Origin of the sequence: Paenibacillus ferrarius (assembly GCF_002027705.1) — a bacterium.
Classification (GTDB): domain Bacteria; phylum Bacillota; class Bacilli; order Paenibacillales; family NBRC-103111; genus Paenibacillus_E; species Paenibacillus_E ferrarius.
On record NZ_MBTG01000015.1, the window covers coordinates 1 to 25,140 of the forward strand.

Annotated in this window: 24 protein-coding genes and 1 rRNA gene; 3 read left to right on the top strand and 22 right to left on the bottom strand. The window is 47.0% G+C overall.

Going from position 1 to position 25,140, the window contains the following annotated elements; all coding sequences use genetic code 11:
- Both BC351_RS17360 and BC351_RS17365 read right to left on the bottom strand, forming a co-directional pair.
- A 16S ribosomal RNA gene (locus BC351_RS17360) occupies positions 1-175 on the bottom strand; the annotation flags it as partial.
- A 387-nt stretch (positions 176-562) separates the two neighbouring features.
- Positions 563-1,432, bottom strand: a complete 870-nt coding sequence (locus BC351_RS17365) for a nucleotidyltransferase-like protein (protein ID WP_079414011.1) — start codon at positions 1,430-1,432, stop codon at positions 563-565.
- 126 nt (positions 1,433-1,558) lie between these two features.
- On the opposite strand from BC351_RS17365, the gene BC351_RS17370 reads away from it, so the two are divergent.
- On the top strand, positions 1,559-1,966 hold the full coding sequence (locus tag BC351_RS17370; protein WP_079414012.1) for a DUF2614 family zinc ribbon-containing protein: 408 nt from the start codon (positions 1,559-1,561) through the stop codon (positions 1,964-1,966).
- 269 nt (positions 1,967-2,235) lie between these two features.
- Here BC351_RS17370 and BC351_RS17375 read toward each other — a convergent pair whose 3' ends face one another.
- The 14 genes from BC351_RS17375 to BC351_RS17440 form a co-directional block, all read right to left on the bottom strand.
- Positions 2,236-3,975 (bottom strand): glycosyl hydrolase family 18 protein, encoded by a 1,740-nt coding sequence (locus tag BC351_RS17375; protein ID WP_079414013.1) that lies wholly within the window; start codon positions 3,973-3,975, stop codon positions 2,236-2,238.
- 123 nt (positions 3,976-4,098) lie between these two features.
- Entirely contained in the window at positions 4,099-4,533 is a 435-nt protein-coding gene (perR, locus tag BC351_RS17380; protein WP_079414014.1) for a peroxide-responsive transcriptional repressor PerR, read from the bottom strand.
- A 103-nt stretch (positions 4,534-4,636) separates the two neighbouring features.
- Positions 4,637-5,218 (bottom strand): DUF6677 family protein, encoded by a 582-nt coding sequence (locus BC351_RS17385; RefSeq protein ID WP_079414015.1) that lies wholly within the window; start codon positions 5,216-5,218, stop codon positions 4,637-4,639.
- A gap of 32 nt (positions 5,219-5,250) precedes the next feature.
- The gene (locus BC351_RS17390; protein WP_079414016.1) at positions 5,251-5,553 is read right to left on the bottom strand and encodes a hypothetical protein; all 303 of its coding nucleotides are present in this window, start codon (positions 5,551-5,553) and stop codon (positions 5,251-5,253) included.
- Positions 5,504-6,106: an RNA polymerase sigma factor gene (locus BC351_RS17395; protein ID WP_079414017.1), complete on the bottom strand. Its 603-nt coding sequence runs from the start codon at positions 6,104-6,106 to the stop codon at positions 5,504-5,506. Before BC351_RS17395 ends, BC351_RS17390 begins: the two co-directional genes overlap by 50 nt.
- Positions 6,107-6,164: 58 nt before the next feature.
- On the bottom strand, positions 6,165-6,872 hold the full coding sequence (locus tag BC351_RS17400) for an MgtC/SapB family protein (protein ID WP_079414018.1): 708 nt from the start codon (positions 6,870-6,872) through the stop codon (positions 6,165-6,167).
- A gap of 22 nt (positions 6,873-6,894) precedes the next feature.
- Positions 6,895-7,377 (bottom strand): GNAT family N-acetyltransferase, encoded by a 483-nt coding sequence (locus tag BC351_RS17405; RefSeq protein WP_079414019.1) that lies wholly within the window; start codon positions 7,375-7,377, stop codon positions 6,895-6,897.
- Positions 7,378-7,444: 67 nt separating this feature from the next.
- The gene (gene gatB, locus BC351_RS17410; protein ID WP_079414020.1) at positions 7,445-8,896 is read right to left on the bottom strand and encodes an Asp-tRNA(Asn)/Glu-tRNA(Gln) amidotransferase subunit GatB; all 1,452 of its coding nucleotides are present in this window, start codon (positions 8,894-8,896) and stop codon (positions 7,445-7,447) included.
- 33 nt (positions 8,897-8,929) lie between these two features.
- Complete coding sequence (gatA, locus tag BC351_RS17415; protein ID WP_079414021.1) at positions 8,930-10,387, bottom strand: Asp-tRNA(Asn)/Glu-tRNA(Gln) amidotransferase subunit GatA; 1,458 nt, start codon at positions 10,385-10,387, stop codon at positions 8,930-8,932.
- A gap of 28 nt (positions 10,388-10,415) precedes the next feature.
- Positions 10,416-10,703, bottom strand: coding sequence for an Asp-tRNA(Asn)/Glu-tRNA(Gln) amidotransferase subunit GatC (gatC, locus tag BC351_RS17420; protein ID WP_079414022.1), 288 nt, complete (start codon positions 10,701-10,703; stop codon positions 10,416-10,418).
- Between the two features lie 160 nt (positions 10,704-10,863).
- Positions 10,864-12,156, bottom strand: coding sequence for a TolC family protein (locus BC351_RS17425; protein WP_079414023.1), 1,293 nt, complete (start codon positions 12,154-12,156; stop codon positions 10,864-10,866).
- A 24-nt stretch (positions 12,157-12,180) separates the two neighbouring features.
- On the bottom strand, positions 12,181-13,401 hold the full coding sequence (locus BC351_RS17430; RefSeq protein WP_244209069.1) for an ABC transporter permease: 1,221 nt from the start codon (positions 13,399-13,401) through the stop codon (positions 12,181-12,183).
- Between the two features lie 8 nt (positions 13,402-13,409).
- Positions 13,410-14,684, bottom strand: coding sequence for an HlyD family secretion protein (locus tag BC351_RS17435; protein WP_079414025.1), 1,275 nt, complete (start codon positions 14,682-14,684; stop codon positions 13,410-13,412).
- A 31-nt stretch (positions 14,685-14,715) separates the two neighbouring features.
- Entirely contained in the window at positions 14,716-15,285 is a 570-nt protein-coding gene (locus tag BC351_RS17440; RefSeq protein WP_079414026.1) for a TetR/AcrR family transcriptional regulator, read from the bottom strand.
- A 339-nt stretch (positions 15,286-15,624) separates the two neighbouring features.
- On the opposite strand from BC351_RS17440, the gene BC351_RS41610 reads away from it, so the two are divergent.
- Both BC351_RS41610 and BC351_RS41615 read left to right on the top strand, forming a co-directional pair.
- Positions 15,625-15,816 (top strand): hypothetical protein, encoded by a 192-nt coding sequence (locus BC351_RS41610; RefSeq protein ID WP_144028435.1) that lies wholly within the window; start codon positions 15,625-15,627, stop codon positions 15,814-15,816.
- A gap of 260 nt (positions 15,817-16,076) precedes the next feature.
- Positions 16,077-16,373: a hypothetical protein gene (locus tag BC351_RS41615; RefSeq protein ID WP_144028436.1), complete on the top strand. Its 297-nt coding sequence runs from the start codon at positions 16,077-16,079 to the stop codon at positions 16,371-16,373.
- Between the two features lie 306 nt (positions 16,374-16,679).
- Here BC351_RS41615 and BC351_RS17450 read toward each other — a convergent pair whose 3' ends face one another.
- The 6 genes from BC351_RS17450 to BC351_RS17475 form a co-directional block, all read right to left on the bottom strand.
- Positions 16,680-19,157 carry a right-handed parallel beta-helix repeat-containing protein gene (locus BC351_RS17450; RefSeq protein ID WP_079414028.1) on the bottom strand — a complete coding sequence of 826 codons (2,478 nt, stop codon included), beginning with the start codon at positions 19,155-19,157 and terminating at the stop codon, positions 16,680-16,682.
- Positions 19,158-19,255: 98 nt separating this feature from the next.
- Positions 19,256-20,263 (bottom strand): peptidylprolyl isomerase, encoded by a 1,008-nt coding sequence (locus tag BC351_RS17455; protein WP_079414029.1) that lies wholly within the window; start codon positions 20,261-20,263, stop codon positions 19,256-19,258.
- Positions 20,253-21,524, bottom strand: coding sequence for a Gfo/Idh/MocA family protein (locus BC351_RS17460; RefSeq protein WP_079414030.1), 1,272 nt, complete (start codon positions 21,522-21,524; stop codon positions 20,253-20,255). Before BC351_RS17460 ends, BC351_RS17455 begins: the two co-directional genes overlap by 11 nt.
- A 19-nt stretch (positions 21,525-21,543) precedes the next feature.
- Complete coding sequence (locus BC351_RS17465) at positions 21,544-22,434, bottom strand: carbohydrate ABC transporter permease (protein ID WP_079414031.1); 891 nt, start codon at positions 22,432-22,434, stop codon at positions 21,544-21,546.
- Positions 22,435-22,452: 18 nt separating this feature from the next.
- On the bottom strand, positions 22,453-23,322 hold the full coding sequence (locus tag BC351_RS17470; RefSeq protein WP_079414195.1) for an ABC transporter permease: 870 nt from the start codon (positions 23,320-23,322) through the stop codon (positions 22,453-22,455).
- Between the two features lie 109 nt (positions 23,323-23,431).
- On the bottom strand, positions 23,432-25,138 hold the full coding sequence (locus BC351_RS17475; RefSeq protein WP_079414032.1) for an extracellular solute-binding protein: 1,707 nt from the start codon (positions 25,136-25,138) through the stop codon (positions 23,432-23,434).
- Positions 25,139-25,140: the final 2 nt, after the last annotated feature.

Genomic DNA, 25,140 nt, shown 5'->3' on the forward strand with positions numbered 1-25,140 from the left:
TTATCCGGTCTTAGCTATCGTTTCCGATAGTTATCCCGATCTGATAGGCAGGTTACCTACGTGTTACTCACCCGTCCGCCGCTAAGCATTCCCCGAAGGAAATACTCCGCTCGACTTGCATGTATTAGGCACGCCGCCAGCGTTCGTCCTGAGCCAGGATCAAACTCTCCATAGTAGCGAACGATTGCTCGTCCGTATATCTGAAAGCTGAAATGCTCAATTGACTTGCTAGCGAGATTTTACAATCTCTTTTTTTGAACGATTGCTCGTTCGTGCTTACTCACTCGTTGTTCAGTTTTCAAAGATCAATTTCTTTCGTTTTCTTCGCCATCCGTTTAGCGGCGACTTTTATAATATATCACATCCGAACCATTCAATGCAAGCTTTTTTTATTTTTCTTTTTTCAAGCTTGGCTTGCATCGTGTAATTCATTTGGTTTTAAATGCGAACCGTTTTTAGCGGCGAGAGTTAATTTATCATAGAATCGCAACCAAAGTCAAGCAATAAAATAAGAATAAAAAAAGAATCAGATTAACTCCTGATTCTTCGCGGGTTTATCCCCTTAAATGCTTGTATATTTGAGCTCAATTTCAGAAATTTCCTCATCCATCAGAATGGCGACTTCTTTGATCAAACCTTTTTTAACAAGCTTATTCAATAATAAAGGAAGTTCAGCCTTCACTTCTACTAATTGAACATGCTGCTGAAGTTCATCTGCGCTTAGAGGCTGTTCACTTTCTCTGAGGATTTGAATTAATGCCTCACAACAACGCTCCATTTTGGACATAACCGAAAATTCGCAAGCAAGCAAAACAAGCTGAACTCTTTGTTTGAGGGTCTCCTTACTCATGGTCAATTCTTCATAGAGCTTGTAAACACCAGGATTAATAGCCCTAATCTGTCTCCAAACCGTGATTTCCGGGTGATAGCCATCTTCAATAATGACGATACGCGCCCAATGATGCAGAGCCTCGAGAATATTATTGTAAGCATCCAATAGATGCTCATCGAGCACATATTCCTTGCTTTGCAAATACTTGCGCAGGAAATGCGAGAATTCAACTAGCAGCTTATGCTCACGCAGATCACTTGGAAATTCCAAAATACGATGGCGCAGGCCTTCTAAATAAGTGTTCTGATCCAGAAGTATCTCCCCTTTTAGCAGCCAGTGAAGAATATTTCGATTGAGACCTTGACGTACCCATAGCTCGAGTGATGAAGGATCTACCCATCTTTCTTGTATCCTCGAATCGTCTCTTATATAATTAGTCGTATGATTGTTCAGGTTCAGGTCGTTCGTTACGATAAGAAATAGCGTATCAAAACCATCTGTCAATGAGGGAAGTTGCTTAGGATTATCAACCGCCATGACACTTATGATCCGCTGGTCGTTTCGAAATTTAAGCAAAAACTGCCCTTTATCGATTCCCATGGGTATCCAAAGCTCCTGTCTCCAAAATGTTTATATCTTAGTTCTACAATGGTGACGGAGTTTCCTGCTGATTTCTGTGACAAATCATACAAAACATGATGGCTAAATGATGGGGAGGAACAAAAATTGCGTTTCAGATCAAGTAAAGTAAATGAATTTCGCTTATGGGGTCTTGCCCTGACTATGGGCGGAATGCTGCTTATGATTATAGGCTTGGCAGGTATCGTCTTTGATTGGGGGAAAGCCGGCCGTATCATCGCCGTGATCTTCATGATCCTCGGGATGATCACGATGATGGTCAGCATGGGCATCTACTTCTGGGCTGGCATGCTGTCGACATCGGCAATTGCTTTGGATTGTCCCGAATGCGGAAGAAGAACGAAAATGCTAGGCAAAACTGATCGTTGCATGTTCTGTAAAACCATTCTAACCGTCGACCCCCAGTTCGAGCATACGGCAGAGAGTGAAACAGCCGCAGCCGCACAAGCGGCTCAGATGGAGCTTAATCGTGATCATGAGCACAAGCCTCATTAAATCAGGAAACAGGCCGTCCCCGGAGAAAACCTGCGAAAGTGCAGGCTTTTTTCAAAAATACGCACGAAAATAGGAAAAGCCTGCGATTATGCAGGCTTTTCTTACTTTTTCATCCTTACCTCAGAAGTAAGGTGCAGAAACATGCAGAATTGCAGGTTTTTATTGATTTCCGGCTAAACCACACTAAAAAAGATGCACAATCGCAGGTTTCTACAAATGCAATCAGAAACGGATGTCCGCATCTCTGCCAAGGCAGATGCTTCGTCTATTTAGGGCTTCGCGGGCACCAATGCATCCTGCATGGTTTTCCACATTGGAGCTTGTTCAAAGCCTCTACGCCACGAGGCGATGCCAGCCAGATCATATTTCTTAACCAGCTCGATTCTCGCCTTCACCGAGGTTTCATCTTCGAGCCAGATGCGGATCAGCTTCTCTCCATCTTTGTACTCCACATAATTCTGACCTGTTTCCGGCAAGAAAGTCGGCGTGAGCTTCTTGTCTTTGATTATGGCCTGGGCAGCTTCCATGGTTAAGGTTTTGGAAGTAGCCGTCGTTTTACCATTTTTGGTTTCTTCTGTCCATTGCCGCGTATAGAATGGTATTCCGAGGACAAGCTTAGATGGTGGCACCTTATCTGTGTTCAGCAATTGCGCAATGGACCGATCTGTCCATGGAAGTGATGAAACAGAGCCTGACTTGGGGCTGGTAGCCCAGTACTCGTCATAAGCCATCAACATCATATAATCCACCACCTCAGCAAGCGCAGGCCTGTCATAGAACATCGACCACATCTCATTGGTTGATTTGGGGGTAACGTCTATGGAAACAGATAAACCCTGTTCATGCATAAATGGCGTCATCTCACGGACAAATTGAACAAGATTGTCTTTATCTTTGAGATAAACATTTTCAAAATCAATATTAATGCCTTGCAGCTTGTAGGTCTGGGCGAAACCAAGCAATTGCTTGATGATTTTCATACGACGGTCATAGGTCGAGAGCGCTTGGGACGTTCGATCTGCTTCAAACCCGTTGCTGAACAGCGCCCAGACCTGATAATCGCGCGTTTGTGCCCATTTGACATAGGAAGCGTCGGCAAGATTCTTAATGCGCCCCTCTCCGTCTGCCAGAGAGAACCACGTTGGGCTAACCACTTGCAAGCCGGGCATGTCCCCTAGCTTCGATGTATCGGGGTTCTTGGTAATGACATGCTCCCAGGTCATATTAAGTTTGCCGTTCAAAGGTTTCCACGGGACATAAGATGTTGACTGCGGCTGAGTAGGAATCGTTTCTTCATGATCAAGCACGAGATCCGCTTTCTTTACATAACCAATCGGACCACTTTGCTGCTGAACTTTATACCAATCCTCTTCCTCGCTTAAAATCATGACTTGCTCATTGCTTGCAATGGTAGAAAGAATTGGCGCTTTAATCGACGCAAAGGTGCGCAATTGCGCTTCCTCTGTGCCGGAATGTTTCCCCCACTTGAGAAGATCGCCTTTTTTAAACAAAAGAACAGCACCAGACTTCTCTGATTCCCTTATATCAAAGGGGTACAGCTCACGTAGAGGCTCGATCGGCACATAAATGTCGTTCCCTTTCTTTTCTACAGGAAAAGACAACGTGATAGGTTTCTCATTCATAAATGCGGATAGCTCGGTTGTTTTTAGGCGAAGCACTTTCTCTTTGGTGGTGATGATCACTGAATCACTGCTTTTTTCATATATAATGGTTGGGTCTATCCACTCCTGAATAAGCTCCAGCGGGAGTTTCAGCCCCTCCTTTTCACCAATGGCGCTTGCTTTATAATAATTGCCTTGATAAAATACCGGCTTGCTCAATTCATGGTAATCCGGGTCTACCTTCATCCGGTTAGGCGCCAGCTCTTCCCATAAGAATGCTGCTGCCCCGGCCGCAACTATGCCAATAAAAAGGGAACTGATAAGAAGAATTTTTTTCGATGATCTTTTGGGTTTTGGTTGCTGCGGATCTGCGGGTGGTCGTTGCAAAATTTCACTTCCTTTATCCGATATAAAAAAGAAAAAAAACGTGCTCTCACTTCTCACTAACAAGAAGTTCGATCACGTTTCATTATACATCATAGGAACAGCGAATGAGGAATTCTGCGCAAGTTAATGCTTGGTAATCCCTATGCAGTCCGGGCAAACACCATATACCTCTAGCCGATACCCACTCACTCGAAAGCCAGTTTGCCCAGCAGCGGTATTCTCAATATCATGAAGTGGCGGATATTCAAAGTCCGCAATCTTCCCGCATCCTTCACAAACTGCATGGTAATGGTCCGTCATATCCGCATCAAAGCGACTCGAGCTGTCTCCATACGTCAGTTCTCGAACGAGTCCCGATTCTATAAACACTTTGAGATTATTATAAACAGTCGCTACGCTCATGTTAGGAAATTTCGATTCTAGAGATTTGTAAATGTCATCTGCGGTCGGATGAGTCATGGAATCCAATAAGAAAGCAAGGATCGCATGCCGCTGTGGCGTCATCCGAACACCGGTTGTCTTCAACTTCGCTAGTGCTTGTTCTAAATGTACAGCCATAGTACTCACCACCTGATGTTAGTCATTAAAACCTTACACTATATTGTACGTGTGTTAATTGACTTTTGTCAATGATGGTTATGGCAATTGCAAGCGTAATAGTTTATTTATTTTTGCGGGAATCCAACAAATACATCGCAATACCTGCAAGTACGAGGACGACCGATCCAAGATAGGAGCCCATCAGATTAAAAAGCCCTGTCACCCAAAGCGGCTTGTTGCTGAGCAGAAAGAAAACAGCTCCCGCGGCGATCAAGATGACGCCCATGTTGGTGCCCTTGATCAGCTTCTGCAGAGGGTCGCGGAATTCAATGTCCTGAGCCCCGGAGAATTCGCCCAGTTCAATGCGCCGATTCACATGGTCCGTCGCCTGGAGTGCATCGAACAGATTATAGAAGTAAATAACCGGGAGAAATAAGGCAAACAAAGTGACTGCAGCAACACTAGCGTTACTTTGACTAGCAAGCGAAGTGATGATGAAGATATCTATGATGAGCAGCATCATAATAAATAAACCACGCTGCATGAGCCCTAAATAGAAATGTCCTGTTCCCGGAACGATGAACGATAGAATTCCAGCCTTCCATTTGCGCTTTTTTGGAATTTGATAATAAGGGGCAAAATGCGAGTAACTAGGTTCCGTATTGTACGAGGGAATTTGAGTGTGATCCTGTGGTACATTCATAGATAAGCCTCCGTTCTAGTAGTGAATTATTGTTATTGGGACAAATGCTGGATAAAGGAAGTCAGCTGCATAATCCCAGCATCTATATTCATTATTTTGTTAATAATACCTGATTGAATAAGAACAACGGTGGCCGCGATGGCAATGGAGCTATTGAGCAAATAGGCTTGTCGGCGAATTTGTGTCTTAGATGCGAGAACTGCTTGTTCTTTCTCTTGAATCCCGCTCATGATACGGTCCGTCAGCTCAGAACTGGGTTCACTTATCGGCATATCGTCCAGCAGCTTATTTAGGTATTGCGTGAGCCGGATGTCCTCCTGCGCCTTTGGCGTCATGCGAATTCACCTCCAACCATTTCTCTTTGAGCATAGCTTTTCCACGGTATAGTCTGGTTTCGAGCGTTTTGACCGGCAAACCGGTTGCCAAGGACATTTCTTGATAGGAAAGCTGCTTATAGTGGAACAAATACATAATTAATCGATACTTGTCCGGGAGCTCAGCCAAAAGTGCCTGCATGCGCTCCTGTTCATCCTTCCGCAAGGCCAGTTCCTCCGGCTGCTCGCGGGCGTCTGTAAACCAGCCCTTCATTTTATCAAGCAGCGCTTCGTATGGCCGCCTCTTCTGGGAACGACGATAATCCGTCACCAGATTCGTCGTCATTCGGTAGAGCCACGTTGTGAATTTCGCATCGCCGCGAAAATGAGCCAACGAACGAAACAGCTTAACGAACACATCCTGGGTTAAGTCTTCAGCAGTTTCCTTATGCCCAACCATGCGGTAGATAATTGTATAGATATAGCTCTTATGACGCTCTACCAGTACACGATATGCATCGGAATGACCATGACGGATCCGATCGATCAGCTGCTCATCCGTCATATTGTCCATGCCTGACTCCCCTTTCTGTTCGTCCTCAATCTTAGACGCTCCCTATCTGCGTACCCCTTCAATTTTTGCTTTTTTCAATGGTAACGCCGGTGACTCCCTGAATTTGATTGATTCCTTCAAGGACAGCGGCGATAATCGGAGGCTTCGGAATGGTCACGTGAAAAGTGATTTGCACTTGATTCGGTTTATCTGGATCCTCGTGCTCTTCCAATGTAATTTTGCGAATATCCACATTTTGCTTGCCAAGGAGAGTGGTAATTACACCAAGGGTCCCTGGCTGATCTGCTGCTTGTATTTTGAGAACCCGCACTTTTTTTCCATTAAAATACTTATGCTCTACTTTATTAAGAATCCATAAGGAAATGAGTACCATAAAACAAACTAAAATTGCCGGATAATAAAAGCCCGCTCCAACAGCTAGGCCAATCCCAGCCACAACCCAAAGCGAAGCGGCCGTCGTTAAACCTGTTATGGACCTTCCATTAAAGATAATCGTTCCAGCGCCTAGAAAGCCGATACCGCTAATCACTTGGGCAGCCAAACGCGAAGGGTCAAGACGTACATTGACTTCGTTCACAAAAGCGCTAAACCCATACATGGATAGCAGCATGACGAGCGAAGAGCCAACACACACCAAAATATGGGTGCGAAGCCCCGCCGCATGACTGCTAACCTCTCTCTCAAACCCAATTAAACCGCCAAGAAAAAGTGCAAGAACTAACCGTATCGTAATGTGAACCTGATCAATGACCCATGGATTGCTCATGATGGAATCGCTCCCTTACCAACTAAGAATGGCTTGCCGGACGCTCAAAGGTACTCAAACATACACCAGGGGGTAACGTAAATACCCGCTTCAACGTGAACCCAAAGCTTTGATATAACTGAATGGCGGGCAAATTGGCTGTGCCGGTAGAAACAAGGAAGAGCAGTGCCCCCTCTTTCTCCTGATCCATTAGTATATGTTGCAAAAGTGACCTAGCAATCCCACGGCGAAAAAAATTCGGATGCACCATCATCCGGCAAATCGTAATTACCGAGCCTTCGCGAGCAAAGGAAATAGCGCCAGCCAGCTTCGTTTCGTTCTCATCCTGAACAAAGTAACCATAAAATGTTTCCTCTGCCTTACGTATAGAATCAATGCCATCCTTCAGGGGAGGAATATCCTCAAAGCCAATCAACTCAGCTTCTACGCGGTAGGAGGCAATTTGCAAGGATAATAGGAGCAAGATCTCCTCGTTCGTTTGTAAAGGTAGTCGTTGTATAGACATCGCGTGCCTCCTCCATATAATTGAAAAAAAGTGGTGTCCTTGGATCGGATCACCACTTCATACTTTATCACTTGCTGTTCAGGCACTCCACAATTAATTTATTGACGAGGCCTGGGTTGGCTTTACCTTTGGTTTCTTTCATGACTTGCCCGACAAGGAAACCTACGGCTTTCTCTTTGCCAGCTTTGAAATCAGCTACGGATTGCGGACTGTTCGCCACTACCTGCTCAACGACGGCCTTGATCGCACCCTCGTCACTAATTTGTACAAGTCCTTGCTCTTCTACGATCTTCTGCGGTTCTTTGCCGGATTCGAGCATTTCCTTGAAGACAGTTTTGGCAATCTTGTTGGAGATGGTGCCTTTCTCAATCAAGCCGATCATCTCGCCAAGACCTTTGCCTGTCACTTTCACATCGGTAAACTCAAGGCTGTTCGCATTCAAATAACCGAGCAAATCACCCATGATCCAGTTGGAGACCGCTTTGGCATCCTGTGTGTACTGCAAGCTCTCTTCGAAGAAGTTAGCGAGCTTCATCGAAGAAGTGATAACTTCCGCATCGTAGCTAGGTAGTCCGTATTCACTGCTATAGCGTGCTTTGCGAGCGTCCGGCAGCTCCGGAATAGATGCTTTGACACTAGCTTTCCAAGCATCGTCGATGTACAAGCTCACCAGATCCGGATCAGGGAAATAGCGGTAGTCATGCGCATCTTCTTTGCCTCGCATCGCAACTGTCTTGCCCTGGGCTTCATCCCAGCGACGCGTTTCTTGATCCACTTCGCCGCCGCTGCGGAGAATGTCCGCTTGGCGGAATTCCTCGTACTCGAGCCCTTTTTGGACACCGCGGAACGAGTTCATATTCTTCAGCTCAGCTCTAGTGCCGAACTTCTCTTGCCCGAAAGGACGCAAGCTGACGTTGGCATCGCAGCGCATCGAGCCTTCTTCCATCTTCACGTCGGACACATCACAGTAGATCATGATCGCTCTGACTTTCTCCAAATAGGCCCGCGCCTCTTCAGGAGACCGCAAATCAGGCTCAGACACAATCTCAATGAGCGGCGTTCCAGCCCGATTGAGGTCAACAAGAGAGGCATAGCCGCCATCGACGTGCGTTAGCTTCCCTGCATCTTCCTCTAGGTGAACACGAGTCACACCAATTCGTTTGCTTACACCGTTCACTTCAATATCCACATAGCCGTTCAAGCCAATCGGCTGATCATATTGCGATGTTTGGTAAGCATCCGGCGAATCCGGATAAAAATAGTTTTTACGATCAAATTTGCTATGTGTAGAAATCGTGCAATTCAGCGCCATAGCGGCCTTCATCGCATATTCAACCGCCTGACGATTCAGTACAGGCAGAACGCCCGGGTGGCCTAAGCATACCGGACATGTATTCGTATTCGGAGGTGCTCCGAATGAGGTTGCGCATCCGCAAAATATTTTGGAAGCGGTATGAAGCTCAACGTGAACTTCAAGACCAACGACCGTTTCAAATTGGGTATCTGTTGCCGACAAAATGAATGCCTCCTTCGTGACTCATGAACTATGAACTTACAATTGCGGGCGCTGTTTGTGGTGATCTGTATGCTGCTCAAAAGCGTGGGCTACACGCAGAAGGGTAGCTTCATCCAGCGCTTTGCCGATGACTTGCAGGCCAACCGGAAGTTCGTTCACGAAACCGCAAGGTACGCTAATCGCAGGAATACCCGCCAAGCTGACCGGAATGGTCATAATATCGTTCAAATACATCGTAAGCGGATCGTTGCTTTGCTCACCGATTCGGAAAGCAGGCGTCGGAGCCGTTGGTCCGATAATGATATCGAATTTCTCAAATACTTGATCAAAATCTTGCTTGATCAACGTACGTACTTGCTGTGCTTTCAAATAATAAGCATCATAGTAGCCTGAGCTTAAGGCATACGTTCCCAGCATGATGCGGCGTTTGACCTCTGGGCCAAAGCCTTCGCTGCGGGACATATGGTAGAGATCAAGCAAGTTGTTCGCGTTGTCCGAGCGCACACCGTAACGCACGCCGTCAAATCGGGCAAGGTTGGAGGACGCTTCCGACGAAGCGAGCAAGTAATAGGTAGCAACCGCATATTCGGAATGCGGCAGCGTGACTTCTTCCCATACAGCGCCTAAGCCTTCCAGCACTTTGAGCGCTTCGAGCACTTTCTCTTTGACAGCCGGGTCGATCCCCTTGCCCATGTATTCCTTCGGTACGCCGATGCGCAGACCTTTAATATCTCCGGTCAAGGCGCTGAGGTAATCAGGGATGTCCACTTTCGCAGAAGTGGAATCTTTGGCGTCATAGCCTGCGATGGCTTGCAGCAAGTAGGCAGAGTCTTCGACGTTCTTCGTCAGCGGCCCGATCTGATCGAGGGAAGACGCGAACGCGACGAGGCCATAGCGGGACACAAGTCCGTACGTCGGCTTAAGTCCGACGATGCCGCAGTAAGCAGCCGGCTGGCGAATCGAGCCGCCGGTGTCGGAGCCCAGCGCGAAGTATACTTCGCCTGCAGCAACCGCCGCTGCGGAACCGCCGCTGGAGCCGCCAGGTACATAATCCGTGTTCCACGGATTGTGGGACGGATGGTAAGCGGAGTTCTCATTGGAGCCGCCCATGGCGAATTCATCCATGTTGAGCTTGCCGATCGTAACGGTTTGCGCTGCTTTCAGCTTCGTGACGACCGTAGCGTCGTAAATTGGATTATAGTTGGACAGGAACTTGCTGGCACATGTTGTGCGCAATCCTTCTGTCACCATGTTATCCTTGATCCCGATCGGCAAACCGAATAGATCGCTCGTAGTCGCACTGCTTGCGAGCTGCTCGTCCAATTGGGCAGCCGTTAATCGGGCATTCTCTTCATCTAACGTAAGGAAAGCGCGAACCTTGCTTTCTACTTGCTGGATTCTTGTATAGGATTGATCCACGAGATCGGCAACTTTAAGTTCTTTGCCTTGAAGCTTCGCGTGAATTTGTTGTAGGTTTAGATCAAACAAAGACAACGACAGGCACTCCCTTTCATCTGGTTCTCTATTCTAAAACAGCTGGAACTTTGAATTGCCCGTCTTCATGATCGGGTGCATTCAGTAAAACCTTTTCAATCGGCAGCGACGGTGCCGTAACATCTTCACGCATGACGTTCACCATAGGCATCGCATGACTTGTCGGAACAACACCTTCCGTATTCAGTCCATTCAGCTGTTCGGCATATTTTAAAATCGCATTCAGCTGTTCCGTAAATAGCTCTTTCTCCGTATCACTTAAATCGAGTCTAGCCAACTTTGCGACGTGATCGACATCTGTTTTGGTTATGCTCAAGTTTTCTACACCCCTTGTATCAGCATTTAGTCATTCTTTTCATTATATCCCAGAAATTTTGCGAACTCAATCCAGAAAAAACCACAGCTCCTTCCCGTTCAGGCTGCAAACCTGGCACATGGCAGAAAACTGTGGTTGATCGCGGATAAAAGCTTGCGGATTACTGGATAAAGCCCGTATCCATCGCTTTGGCTTTTTCCATTAAAACATAATATTTGAGCTTGGCGGCGGCTAAGGTTGTTTCATTTTGACGAACCTTCACTTGAAACTTGTTCAAGTCATGCTTGGAAATGACGCCAACGTCGAAACGAAACTTCATTTTCGTGAAATCAGCCTGGACATCCGTTAAGTTCCGCTGCTCGCTCAGGACAGCCTGATACGCATTTTGGGCGTCATGATAGGTTGTTTGAATTTTTTTTGTGAGATCGAGTTTGGTCTGCTCGTTTTTCTGTCCATTGATGGCCAAATTCGCACCCAAATACGTATTCCCATACGTATTCTGAGTTACCGAAAAGTCGGTTTCCCATAGCGCTTCATCTATATTATTCCCGGAAGATTTCATTTGATAGGAAGATTTCAATAGCGTAGTTGTATCGGTTTCCTTGATCGGGTCAGTCGACATGTTGGCGATATCTTTCAGGACAAGATTAGGATCATAAGAAATGCCGATGTCCGTCGAAAGCTGTACAAGCCCCAAGCGATAGTTATTAAGCAGCGTAGCGATATCATCTTTTTGCTTGTTAATAGCTTTTTGAACGGTCTGAACATCGTCCGCTGAAGCTAAACCCTGCTGCGAGAACAGCGATGCCCGGAGCAAGTCTTTTTCCATCACAGTTTCGTACTCATTCATGAAGTCCAATTGCTTCTTCTGACCCAGCAGCTGCACATACTGCGCAATCGTCTGAAGGCGGATTCCCTCCTTGGCCTCATCGGTTTGCAGCTGCGAGTTCCGTTGATCTGTGCCGAGTTGGTGCGCTGCGGTCTTCATTTGCGCCCGCTGCGCAGAAATGATCGTGTTCATCCCTCCGGCTAGTGCCCCCATCCCCTGCATCATTTGGTTGATGACATTATTCTGCATCACAGTCCAAGCAATATCCGTTGGATCTGTGAGGTTGGGCAGCTGCGGATTGCCGGTGGAAGTAACTTCAGCAGGCGTACTTGGCAAATGCCCAGGCGTAAAAGAAGCCGAGCCCATTGTGTTCATTTGCGACTCCAAATCGGCTTTTTTACTGCCTTGGGCAGCATATTTTAGCGCCAGCAAAGCTAAGTTATGGTTATCCTTTAGTGCTTTATCCAGCACATAAGGCAAATCTACAGACGATACTGTCTCTAGTATATCTGTGTTAATATACACATTTTGAATAGGTTCTTCGTCCGTATCAGCATAGCTAATTGCTTGCGTACTTGAAAAGAGCAGCAGGGCTGCTGATAGGCTGATGAGCGTTTTTTTCAAAAAAATCGCTTCCTTCCTTGATGGTTATACGGAAATATTCGAGCCTGACGGCAGCATAGGCTGCGCGCCAACGGTGGCATCTTGTTCTTTCTTTTTCGAAAAAACTACGAAACGCGTTAGGATCATAGCGATAAAATAGGTCAAGGTGCCCGTCAAAATCAGGGATAGGCAATCATGCCAAATGACCGAGAAATCATTGCCCTTCACGAAGACATTACGAACGCCGTCTAGGAAATAGGTGAGTGGAAGCATATGACCGAACACTTGGAGCGCCTTGGGCATCGCCTCAAAGGGCCATGTGAAGCCCGAAAGCATGAAGGACGGAACAGCAATTAACATAGCCGTCTGTGTCGCCCCCAACTGGTTCGAAGAGAACAAGCTGATCAAGTAACCGATCCCACTGACAGCAAAGGTGAAGCTGAGAATAATTCCCAAGCCGACCAGCAAACTGCCGCTCATTGGCGCACCAAACGCATATAAAGCAATAACAAAGGTGACCGACGTGTTGAATAAGTTGATTAAGAAATAGGGGGCTGTCTTCACGTAAGCGATGCGCCACGGATTCCGTTTCCAAGCTTCGAACCGCTGCCATGTCCCTGCATCCTTTTCACGTGTAATCGTCAAGGCGATGCCCAGAAATAAAACTTGCTGCAAAATCGCTCCTACCAGCCCGTATAGCATGAAATCACTATAATTGAAAGTAGAGTTGTACATGATGCGGTACCGATACGGAATCGGAGAAAGGGTGTTCATGATTTGTTCATTCTGCAGTCCTTGCTGCAGCTGCAGCTTTTTCTGCGAATACCCCATGCTGAAGGTCGTGATTACCTCGTTGGCGCCTTTGGTAGCCGAGTTCGAGATCATCATGTTGCTGCCGTCAATCAGGGTGAGCAGCGGCAATGTTTCTCCATGCTTCAGCTTCGCTTCAAAATTGGAAGGAATGATTAAACCTACCTTGGCTTCCCCCGTTTCCAGCGCCCGCTTCACTTCTTCCTCCGAGTGATATTCCTTCTTAATTTGGAACGATTCACTCTGTTCGAAGGCTTGAATCACCTGCCGACTTAACGGACTCTGGTCTTCATCTATCACGACCGTAGCCATTTCGGTTACTTTGTGATGCACATATATCGAGCCAAACAGCACCGTGTACATGATCGGAACGAAGAACAAGATCAGAAAAAGACGTCGGTCCTTCAGAATGTGCATCCATTCTTCTGTTATTAACTTGCCAATCCGAAGATCCATCTCTTTCATCATCCTTCCGTTTTACCGATCCATTGCAGCGTCATGCCGGTTGTTGCTGTCTCTGGCAGTTTAGTAAATTCAATTTTGATGCCAAACGAACGGATGTCCGTTTCCCCAGAGGTTTGTGTTGCTTTCTTAATGGCAAAATCCGGCGCTGCCGCTAAAGTCGTTATGGTACCTTCGACTTTCTCGCCCGTTGACAGCATCGTCATGCTGATTTTGTTGCCCACTTTGAGGCCGGCTACAGAAGTTTCCGGCATATAGAATTTCGCCCAGCGCTGTTCTGTTGACTCCATGGAGAAAACCGGAAAGCCAGAACCAACCAACTCGCCAACTTGCGCCGATTGATAAAGCACAACCCCGTCTGTCGGTGCCAACAACTCTGTATAGCTCAAGTACGTTTCGGCTTCCAGCTGAGCCGCTTTGGCTTGCAATTCACCGGATTGAGCCGATTTAATCGCGCCTTGTGCTTGCTGAACAGCCGCATCCGCTGCGGTTACGTCCCCTTGTCTGACCTTCACAGTTCCACGGTTCGCTTCAGCCAGCTTCAAAGAAGCATTCGCCTGTGCGAGCAAGGCTTCCGCTCCGCGAATCTCTTCCTCGCGTGGACCTTGATTCGCCATATTTAGCTGCTGCTGAGCCAAATCACGTTTGGTTTTCGCTTCCTCGAAGCTCACTTTCACCTTATCCACGTCCGCTTGCGCGACGAGCCCTTGCGCCAGCATCGCATTCATGCGGTTCAAATTCTGCTCAGCAATGGTGTAAACCTCCGACGCCGCTTGGAACTGAATCTCCGCTTGCTTCTTCTCTTCCGGACGTGCTCCGTTATGAAGTCCGTCTACCTTGGCTTGAGCTGCACTTACAGCAGCTTGAGCTTGGGCTACTTGCTGTTCAGCGGTATCCGCCGTTACGTTCACACCAGCAATCCCTTGCTGCTTCTTGGCTTCAGCGGTAGCTGTTGCCCCCTGGGCTTCAGCGATTTTCCCTTGTGCCAAAGCGACGGCTGCCTTGGCTTGTTGAACCTTGGCTTCAATTTCTGTACTCTGGAGGCGGGCCAGAACTTGCCCTTTCTTTACAGCCTCGCCCTCTTTGACAAGGATTTCTGTAACCCTTCCTCCTACCTTAAAGCTGGCGCTGACTTCGTTTGTTTCAATATAAGCCGTTGGATGAACTTGATTGGCCGCATCCGTTTGGCTAATTGCCTGTTTGGATGTTAAAAGAAATGTACTCGTTCCGATGACAATCGCCATCGCAGAATATACCATTGGTCGAATAAAGCGCATAAATACCCCTCCACGATTAAATAAATAAAAATTACGAGTTCATGAAATTACCGAAATACTCTTGCAGCAGGCTCAAAATACGCTCATCCGATAAGGGCTCGTTCTGCTTCTCCCAATCGAAGACTAATGCCACATACAGCTTGAATAAAATGAAAGCCGTCATCTTCGGATCGCAGCTTTTCATCGTACCGTTATGTATCGCACGCTCCATATGCTCTGAAATGAATTGAACGACTTCCGTCTCAATACTAGCCATAGCCTCAATCGTAACCTGACTGCCATATTGCTGAACCTCATGAGCCAATTGAATGAGCAGTTCGTGCTCTTTGCGAAAAACGAGAATACCGTAAAGCGCGCCATGAAGTTTCTCAAAAGGTGTCGCCCCTTCGACAATGGCTTTCTGTGCGACAGTTTTCATTTCAGTAATTAACGACTGTATAATCTCGTGCAGGAGCTCTTCTTTATTTGCAAAAAAAGTATAGATCGTCGCTTTGCCAACACCCGCTATTTTTGCGATTTGATCCATCGTCGTACCTTTATAACCGAAAAGCGAAAATGATTTCTTCGCCGATTCCATAATAAGCAATTTTTTCGGATCCATTTTCTCACCTCAGAACTAAAATACTAAAATAGTTTTGTGTTCGGATATTAATGTAACACCATTTCATCATTTTATCAACTAAAAAATACCGGATCTTTGTTGTTTCGTAGTGGGATATAACACTTATGATTTCACAGTAGAGGAGATTTTAGACTTCACAGTAGTGTCTGCCTATTGAGGAGACTGGCTATATCTAGTTGGATGCCCCACACTCGGGCAACTCATTCGCGCCATAGGCTGCATTGAAAAGTAGTTGAGGTGCTCGCTGAATTAATGCGTGATTATGTGAAGATGGGTCGAGGATTGATTGATTGATTGATTGATTGATTGATTGCTGCGATGAGTACGAATCCAAACAATTACCGAAGTATGAAGCTCCCCGCATCATTCAGAGCAACCGTGCTTGCTGAAGGAATGATGCGAATCGAAGAATGGGCGTTTTGTCGCGAGGCTCAGATGCGCTTGGGACAAGGATTGCTGCTTGGCACGCCGGCTGAGAAGCCGTTAACTAGTGTGCACGTAACTTCATGAACAGCTTCATGGGGTTTCTATTGATTTTCCCCCTCCAACAACGCCTTCATCCCCACTTGTGTTGTGGCTTTGGATGGATAGGCTTGATCGTCTTGGAAATTAGTAAAAGGATGGAAGCCCTGCGATAATGTATCCTTTTCGTCTCGGAAGTCCTCCAATGAGGGAAAAGCCCTGCGATAATGTACCCTTTTCGTCTCGGAAGTCTGCCAACGAGGGAAATGCCTGCGATAATCCACCCATTTCGTCTCGGAAGTCCGCCAATGTGGGAAAAGCCTGCGATTATGCATCCTTTTTGTCTTAGAAATCAGCAATTGAGGGAAAAGCCTGCAATTATGCATCCTTTAGAGCCCTTTTTTAGATTCAAGGATAAAAAAAGCTTAAAAAGCCTGCACAATCGCAGGCTTTCGCTGTTTTCGCACGTATTTATCGAAAAAGCCTGCATTTTCGCAGGTTTTTCAAAATTGGCGGATCGCTTGCATCGCTTAAACGATGACGCTGCTGCTTACCATGGCTCTGACTCAGCCCATTCCCTCCCCCCTAGAAATAGGAGCACCTAAAGGCTCTTAAACTCCCCAAAGGCAACCCCTTCGAGGGAATAGGAGCCCTAAAGTCCTTTAGACTCCCTCATAAGCGGCCCATTCGAGGAAATAAGTCGTCGGAGACTCCTAACTCTAGCCATCTCCTACTCACCAGCGCGAGCCACTCTTTTCGCCAAATGGGGGCGGGGGCTTCCGCTTGCCCACAACCTCTGTGCCGACACATCTATTATTATCGCTACTTGATGGTTCCTTCCCACTCTTCCCACGGCTCCACTCCCTGCGCGCATCCACTCGGTTTCCCGCCATAGAATAGACGCATACGCATCAATTCGACCACACACGCAGCTCGTTCAATGCGATATTGCCCCACTGACGGTTCCCATTATTAACCTTCAGCCTAATTTTGCTCGTTGTAACCGTAGGGAAAACGACATCTCTCGTCTCCACTGTGCTGTTATTAAGCCCCCAAGCGATAGCCGCATTGGATAGCGCTGCTGCCCAACTGGTGCCGTTGAAATACTCGACATCCACATTCGTAATTCCTTGGCCGATGCCGAAATGGGTGGCTAGGGTGAGCTTGCTCGTGGTGACGGAGGTGCTCCCGAAGTCCAGCGTAATGTACTGCGGGAATGTAAACGAGGTCGCGCTGGACCACGCTGTGGAGTCGCTGTTATCGTTGATATTGCTAATGGGTCCGGCATTGCCCGCAGGGAACGTAGTACTTGCCGCTGCTGAAGTCGCAGCGTTGGCCTTGGCGTTATACAGCTCCAATTCATTCAACGCAATGTTCCCCCATTGGTGGTTTCCGCTATTAACCTTCAATCTGAGTTGTGAAAAGGTTGTTGGCGCAAAGTTTAAGGTTTTGATTTCATCGGCGCTGGTGTTGGCAGCCCATGTGAGATTGATCCCCGATTGAATGGGCAGCCATGCCGAGCCGTTATAGTATTCAAGATCGAAGTTCGTTATCCCCTGCCCCTGACCAAACCTCGTATTTAGTTTCAATTGATTGGCCGTCACCTGAGCCCCGCCGAAATTGAGCGTTATATAGTTCGGAAATGTTGGCGTCGTGCTGCTTGACCAAGCATAGTCGTAATAAGTGTCGTTGATATTTCGGATAACGGCGGTCGTTGTGTTTAAAGAGGCAAATGTCGTGCTTGCCAGAGCACGCGGAGCCAGATCATCGGCTGCAGATTTGGCTATCGTCGGATAAGCGACCGGCGCCCTGTTCGTTGCTGGAGGCACGGAACCTTGGTACTCGTGGGCCCCGATATCAGGGTCTCCGTTATACAAGCTATTTCCGAAATAGTCTCGATCACCGTTCAAGGTAATAGGAACACCGGCGCCAATCAACGGAGATGTGGACTGCAGCTGGTATCCGCTCACCGTATTCATGCCGTTGCCTCCGCTGCCTGGGCTGACGAACTTCGGATCACTCGTCACTTTGTGCGTATCGGAGCTGACAAGCGTACTGCCGCCATAATAGGCGTTGTAATCAAAAGATTGACCCGTTAGATTCCATCCGCGATCTCCTACGCTGTAATAAGCGTTGTTGTAGTTTTTGATGTTGGTCGGAGCGCCTGAGGTCTTCGTGAAATAATCGCTCATCACCGGATTGCCCGATTGGCTGCCTACATAGATCGTATTATTGTGATTTGTCACGTTTTTAATCGAACCGCTGTACCTGTAAATGCTTCTTTTGTCATTTTGGCTGATATTATACCTGACCACCGTATCGACCGTGTAGTATGTATCGTTCACAAAAAGCATAAAACCGCCTGCATTATCATGGCTGTAATTGTACTGAACCAGCGAGCCGATGTTCCCCGCATCAACGTCAAATCCCTCGCCGTCCTCGGCGCCATTATGGCTTCCGAAAGACTCGTTGAATTGCACCACGTTACGATCCGAATAAGCCCACCAAATGGATGCATTCGTTGCCAAATAGGTAGCTTCTTGAACTGTATTGCGCTCAACGACCGCCCCGTCCGTCACGTTCCAAGCTATTCCGCCCGTAGCCGGTCGAATGATTGTATTATTGGAGATTCTCAGATTCGTCGTCGGTGTCCACGGACCGTAAGGCTTAGGCACCCAAGGCCATAAATCGCTCATCCCATAGCGGAGAATACAATTGGAACTGATGTAAATTCCGTAAGCATCCACATCCGTTAATACATTGCCATCGATCAGTATATCGTTGAAAGCACTCGGCACATTCGATCCTACAGAATCGAAAACAATGCCCCCGGCGCGCGTTGTATAGATTCCATCCACATCGTGAATGTTCATATTTTTCACATAAATGTGATGCAAAATCCCGCTTTCCTCATTCAAAATATAAACACCACGCCGTTCACCACGCGCACTATTGGTTAAGGGTCCAGCAAACGGATTGGTCACTTCCAGATTGTTAATTTCCCAATACTGCTGGTTTTTCAAAAGCACGGTCGACAGCTCCGTCGTTACGCCAGCGATAAGCGGCTTGCTGCCCGTCCCATACTGGTCAATCACGATCGGACTTCCGCTGGCACCGGAACCTTTGGGCCATAGCTGACCGCTCCAGCTGCCGCCTGCCTTGAATAAAATGCGGTCCCCGGGAGCAAAACTTGTGGCGTTCACCTTCGCCAATGATTGCCACGCTGCGGACGTACTCGTTCCGCTGTTGCTGTCATTGCCTCCCGCATTATCTACGTAGTAGGTCGTTCCAGCTGCCTCAGCAGTTGGCGGCGTTGCAACACTCAGGCTGAGAAGCATAGCGGTCGCAACGATTAGACTGAGGATTTTTCTTGCCGTCCATTTGGACATAAAACACCTTCCTTCCTATTCTTGTTTATGTAATGCTTCACATGCAATCCCACAAAGGACTCTATATGAAGCGCTTACAACAATCGAATTGCAACCTCTCATTCACCAACTTTCACAGCTTGATATAGCCTGTCATTTACCGTAATCTGCGCTTGTGAAATTCTTGTTTGAAGCTCCTCTTTATATTTGTCCTCTATATAATCTTTGAGGATTTGTTCCTTAATTTCCTCAAACGGGGTATAAGCGGAACCAGGCTCGCTTTTCTCCATACATTTCATGAGGATATAGCTGCCATTCTCTTCAATGACATCGCTTATTTCCCCCTGTTTCATCTTCAGTGCTGCTTGTGCTGCAGGGCTTCTTAAATTTTGTCTAATGTTGTTTGCAGCAAACTGCTGCACGGAAATCGTCCCCTCCGGCATATAAACTTTGGCGGTATCTTCCAAATCTGCCCCAGATGAAAGCTTAGCCTTCACCTCTTCCATCTCCTGCCGTTTCTTTTCTTTCAAAGAAACTTCATGATTCGCATCAAGAAAAGTCAGCACAACCTGCTGCACCTTCACAGAACCAGCTGACGCATATAACGAATCTTTCTTCCTCTCATAAAAGGCTTTCAAGTCATCCGCCAATCCCGCTTCCTGTTCTTGCATTTTCTTCTTCACCGCTAGATTGGCATTGCTGAGCATGTATTCAAAATAGCCATCCTCGCTATACTGGGTTGGTCCGAACACAACCTGTTTGTTCTGGATGGCTTGCTGTCTTCTTTCGTTTTCCCGCTTCCACTGCTGCAAAAAACTCGAATAGCTGATGTCCAGCCATACGCCGTTTTCCTGCGCAATGATTTGCTGCATTTTGATGCTCACGCTGTCATCGAGCGCCTTTTGCTTCCACACATCCGTCGGCGTTTCCCCCGAGTAGGCCCTATTCTTGCGCAATGCCTTATTAAATTCAACGACGCTAATGGGAATCTCATTGACCCAAGCCATGTCATCGCTTTTTGCTTGAACTACAAATAGATTCCCTTTTGCCAAAACAACACTAGCAGCCGCAGTGAGCACCAGTACTACTGCGGCCATCCATTTGCATAAGCCTACTTTACGCTTCATTTATTTCATTCACTTCCCAGAAATCCTTCAAAGCAACAACTTTTCGATCCAGCCTTGACCGCTCCGCCGCAAATGCCATCAAGTGGCTCTGCACCGATTGGGCCGCAGATGTCAACCCATCACCTTTGCCGTCCTCTTGAACCAGCTTGATGAAATCGCGAATCAGACCGAAATCCCCGCCACCGTGCCCGATGTGTCCTCCTGGGATTTCAAGTGAGATTTGCTTAGCTGTGCCTGTTGCGAAATCAATCACTTCGATCTCATTTTTCTCCATCGCACCGCGAATTTCACCTTTCGTTCCCATCAATTTCAGCGTTCGACTGCAATCGTTCGTAAATGCGCTCATCGTAAAAGCAGCCGTCACTTCGTTGGCAAACTCCATATTGACCACTTGATGGTCCACGACATCATTGTCGCAATGATACACGCATCTGCCGTACGGCCCTTCTTGCAGCGCTTTGGTGCGGGCTTCCAAGCTAAGATCATCACTGATCGCAGATGTAGGCCAATATATATCGTCCGTCAGATACACGTTAGGCGCATAGTATAGACATTGATCCGAAACCGGGCATCCGTCCAAACATCGCTGCGGCGCTCCCTCCGGGGCATTTTCCTTTTTAAAATGAGCCAAAGATCCAAATGAGGATACATACGTGCAATCCGCTCCTGCCAACCATAGAATGATATCCAGGTCATGGCACGATTTGGCCAAAATCATTGGACTGGATTCGGCAGCTTTGCGCCAATTCCCTCTAACAAAGCTGTGGGCTTGATGCCAGTACGCTACATTCTCATTGTGTTGAATCGACATGAGCTGACCAATCGCACCCTCGCTTAACAACTTTTTGATCGTTGTGAAGAAATTCGTATATCTGAGCACATGACAAATTGAAAATACGCGTTCAGCTTGCTCCGAGCGCTTCCCCATTTGGATGCATTCCCATGGATCGGAGGACATCGGTTTTTCGAGCAGTACGTGATAGCCCGCTTCCAATGCTTTCATCGTTGGTTCATAATGCATATTGTCCTGCGTGCAAATAAGGACGGCATCTGCAAGATTAGGTTCGCCAAGTAAATCTTCCCAGCTCTCGAAACAGAGCTCATCGGATAGTCCATGCAGCGCTTGAAAATTGTGCCTTCTACTCGTATTAGGTTCAGCGACAGCAACAACCTGCAGTTGATCTGGATGCTCAAGCGCATATCCCGCATAGTTTACTCCTCTTTGTCCTGCTCCGATTAATGCCACTGTTATTTTTCGCATGTGTTACCCCGCCTTCGTTTTATTCCTTCACACTGCCTACAGTCATTCCTTTGATAAAAAATCGTTGTACGAACGGGTATACCACTAAAATCGGCAGCGCCCCCATGAAAATCTGCGCAGTGCGAAGCGTTTTCTCACTCAGATTTTCCAACTGCTTGAGCTGCTCAACATTCACAGACTGCATTTGCGCATTCATTGCAGTGATTAAGGTGGACAGGTAGGTTTGAAGCGGATATTTATCCGGTGAATTCATATATAGAATACCGTCAAACCAAGAATTCCAGTGTCCGATAATGGTAAATAATCCAATCGTTGCAATGGCTGGCAGCGAGACAGGCAAATATATTTTCCACAGCAGCGTCCAATGACTTGCTCCGTCAATCGTTGCAGCTTCTTCCATTTCTTTGGGAATACCCCGGAAGAAGTTCAGCATCATAATCATATTCCATACATTCAATGCGCCAGGCAGAACAAGCGCCCAGATCGTATTGATTATCCCGGTTGATTTGACAATCATATACGTTGGAATGAGTCCTCCGCCCAAGAAAATTGTAACCGCAAAAAACCATACATACACGGTTCGTGAGCGAAATTGCGTCGTTTCTTTGGCCAGCGGATAAGCGGTAATGAAAATCAGGAACATATTGATGAGCGTTCCGAGCACAACCCTTTCCAGGGAAACACGGAGAGACCTAATAAATTCCACCTTATGTCCAAGATACACGTAAGCATCGAGCGTAAATCCAATCGGCAGCAGCTTAACTTCACCGGCCATCGCCGCTGTGTTGGAGCTTAACGAGACAGCGAGCAAGTGAATGAACGGCACAATACCGATGATCATAATGAAGGTAAGTACCAAGGCATTCATCAAGACGAACAGCTTTCTGCTAAACGATGGTTTATAAACCATATGAAATCCCCCAGCCGTCTAAAATATTCGGTAATTGCTGAATTTGTACGCCAGATAGTAGGATAACGAGACCAAACCGACGGATATGCCTGACTTAAATAGTCCCACTGCCGCAGCAGGCGCAAACTGCTGACTGAATAGACCAAGCCTGTAAGTGAAGGTATCAATAATATCAGCTCCCTGATACACGGTTGGATTGTACATGATCAAGATTTGGTCAAACCCTGCGTTCAATATATTTCCAAGGCTTAATGTCGTCATGAGAATGATGATTGGCATCATCCCCGGCAATGTAATATGCATCATTTGCTTCCATTTGCCAGCCCCGTCTACTTCGGCAGCCTCGTATAGACTTGCGTTAATGCCTGTGATAGCAGCCAAAAAAATGATCATATTATAGCCCATGCCTTTCCAGACATCGGAACCGACCATAATCGCCCGAAACCAATTATTGCTGCCCATGAACATAATCGGCTCCAGACCCATACTGGAAATCATGCCATTAACAGGTCCCCTCAAGGAAAACAACTCCAGAATGACTCCGCCGAGAACGGTCCACGCAAGAAAAAACGGGAGAAAAATACTTGTCTGAATCATGCGTTGAAACCACTTTTTGGTGATTTCATTCAGCAGCAGCGCCAGAATAAGCGGAACCGCTAACGAAAAGATAATTTTCAAAGACGCGATGAGCACCGTATTCCACAAAACTTGGTTAAAGTCAGGCAGGTTGAATACGTATCTGAAATTTTTCAGCCCCACCCATTTGGATTTGAAAAAGCCAAGCACCGGTTCATATTTTTGAAATGCCATAACGACGCCAAGGATAGGGCCGTAAGCATAGACAAGCGTAACTAAAACGCCAGGCAGCAGCATTAGATGCAGCGGCATATCTGTTTTTATTCTCAACTGTGTAGCCTCCAATCGCACCTAAATTCAGCCATCTTATTAAAAAAAGGGGGGAGATTGTAAAACTGCCTCCCCCGCTTAATGCTTCACCCTATTTCACTGCATTCTTCGTATACCACTCGTTAACTTCCTTCGTAATATCGTCACCGCCAAGCTTCTTCCAGCTCTCCACATACTTGTCGAATTCGCTTATAGGAGCACCCATAATAATCTTGGTATACGTTTCGTCGAGCAGCTTATCGAGCTGCGCACCTTTCTCCACTTGTGTTTCCGTCGGAACGCCGTAGAACTCGTTGAAGAACACCTGCTTGTTGTCGCGAATTTGGCGCGTCATGCCCCAACCGCCGTTTTTGGCTGCACGGCTGTAGTATTGCCCCCAGTTGGAGCCTTTTGTGGCGTTCGTCGTATCGCCGGCAAGGAACTCCTTGGTTGCTTTGAATACATCCGCAACATTCTTATAGTTTTCATCATCGAGTGTAATGGCATCTTGCTTGGCATCCAAAGCCTTGTTAACCTCTGTATAAATGTTGTCAATTTGAGCAGGATTATAGATTCTTGGCACAAACCAGTTGTAGACGTACCCGTTTTCTGCTTTGTTTTTCTCCAGATATTGTTTTTTGCCCATTTCAATGTAGAAGTTAATCATTTTAATCGCAGCTTCCGGATTTTTCGCTTTTTTGTTTACAGCAATAATGTGGCTCATCCGTACCTTGCCAACCATCGATTTCCCTGGCTGACCGTCCAGCGATGGAATCGGGTAAGCTTCCCATTCTGCATTGGGATCTTTATCCTTGCTAATATTAAGCGGCCAGTTCGGGTACCACCATTCACCGTACGAAATGCCAACCCTGCCGGCCACAATATCTTCAACAACCTTATTCTCGTCTTTCAGCGCGAATTCTTTATCCAGCAGACCTTTCTGATACCAAGATTGCAGCTTGGCAAGAGCGGTTTTCGTTTCGGGCTGAATTTCACCTGCGGCAAGCTTGCCGTCTTTGCCTTTCAGCCAAGCTTTGGGAGCTGTACCATAGCCGTTAAACACACCTCTGGCATCAAATCCCCAGCCGATCAGGGTTTTCTGCATCGCAATGCCATACCGATCGTTTTTGCCGGTTTTGCCAGGATCGTTTTTGACAAACGCTTCGGCAATTTTCTCTAGATCGTCAATTGTTTTCGGCGGCTGGAGGTTGAGACTGGTGAGCCAATCCTTCCGAATCCACAAGAGCTGCGTGGACAAATAAGGATCCTCGAACCCCGGAATACCTAATATTTTGCCATCTGTCGTCGTGGTTTTCATGGCAAACCCGCCGTCCACCTGCATATAATTTTTCAAAACGGGGGAGGCGTATTTATTATAAGCATCTGTCAAATCTGCAAGCATGCCCTGACTTTTCAATTTCTCATATTGCATCGTATCCAGATCCAAAATATCGGGCAAATCGGCAGAAGCAAGCGCAAGCGAAAACTTCTGTTCGAATTGTTCGGTCGGTACGCTCCACATGTATTTCAGATCAATATTGAGCATCTCTTTCAAATCTTTTAGGTAGGCGTTCTGATCAGGCGTAATTCCCTTCGGTGTCTTCGGATCTTCCGGCGGGCGGAAGCCAAGCACTTCGGTAACCGTGATTGGTTTAGCGTATTTACCCAATGGATCTATGTTTTCCGTTTTCGGGGCACCCGTCGTTTGCGGCGCTGCACTCCCTGTACTTGAAGCGCTTTCATTATTGCTGCTGCATCCCATTAGCGCAGTGGATATCAGTGAAGTAAGTAGGACAGAACGGACAAGCTTTTTTCTCATGT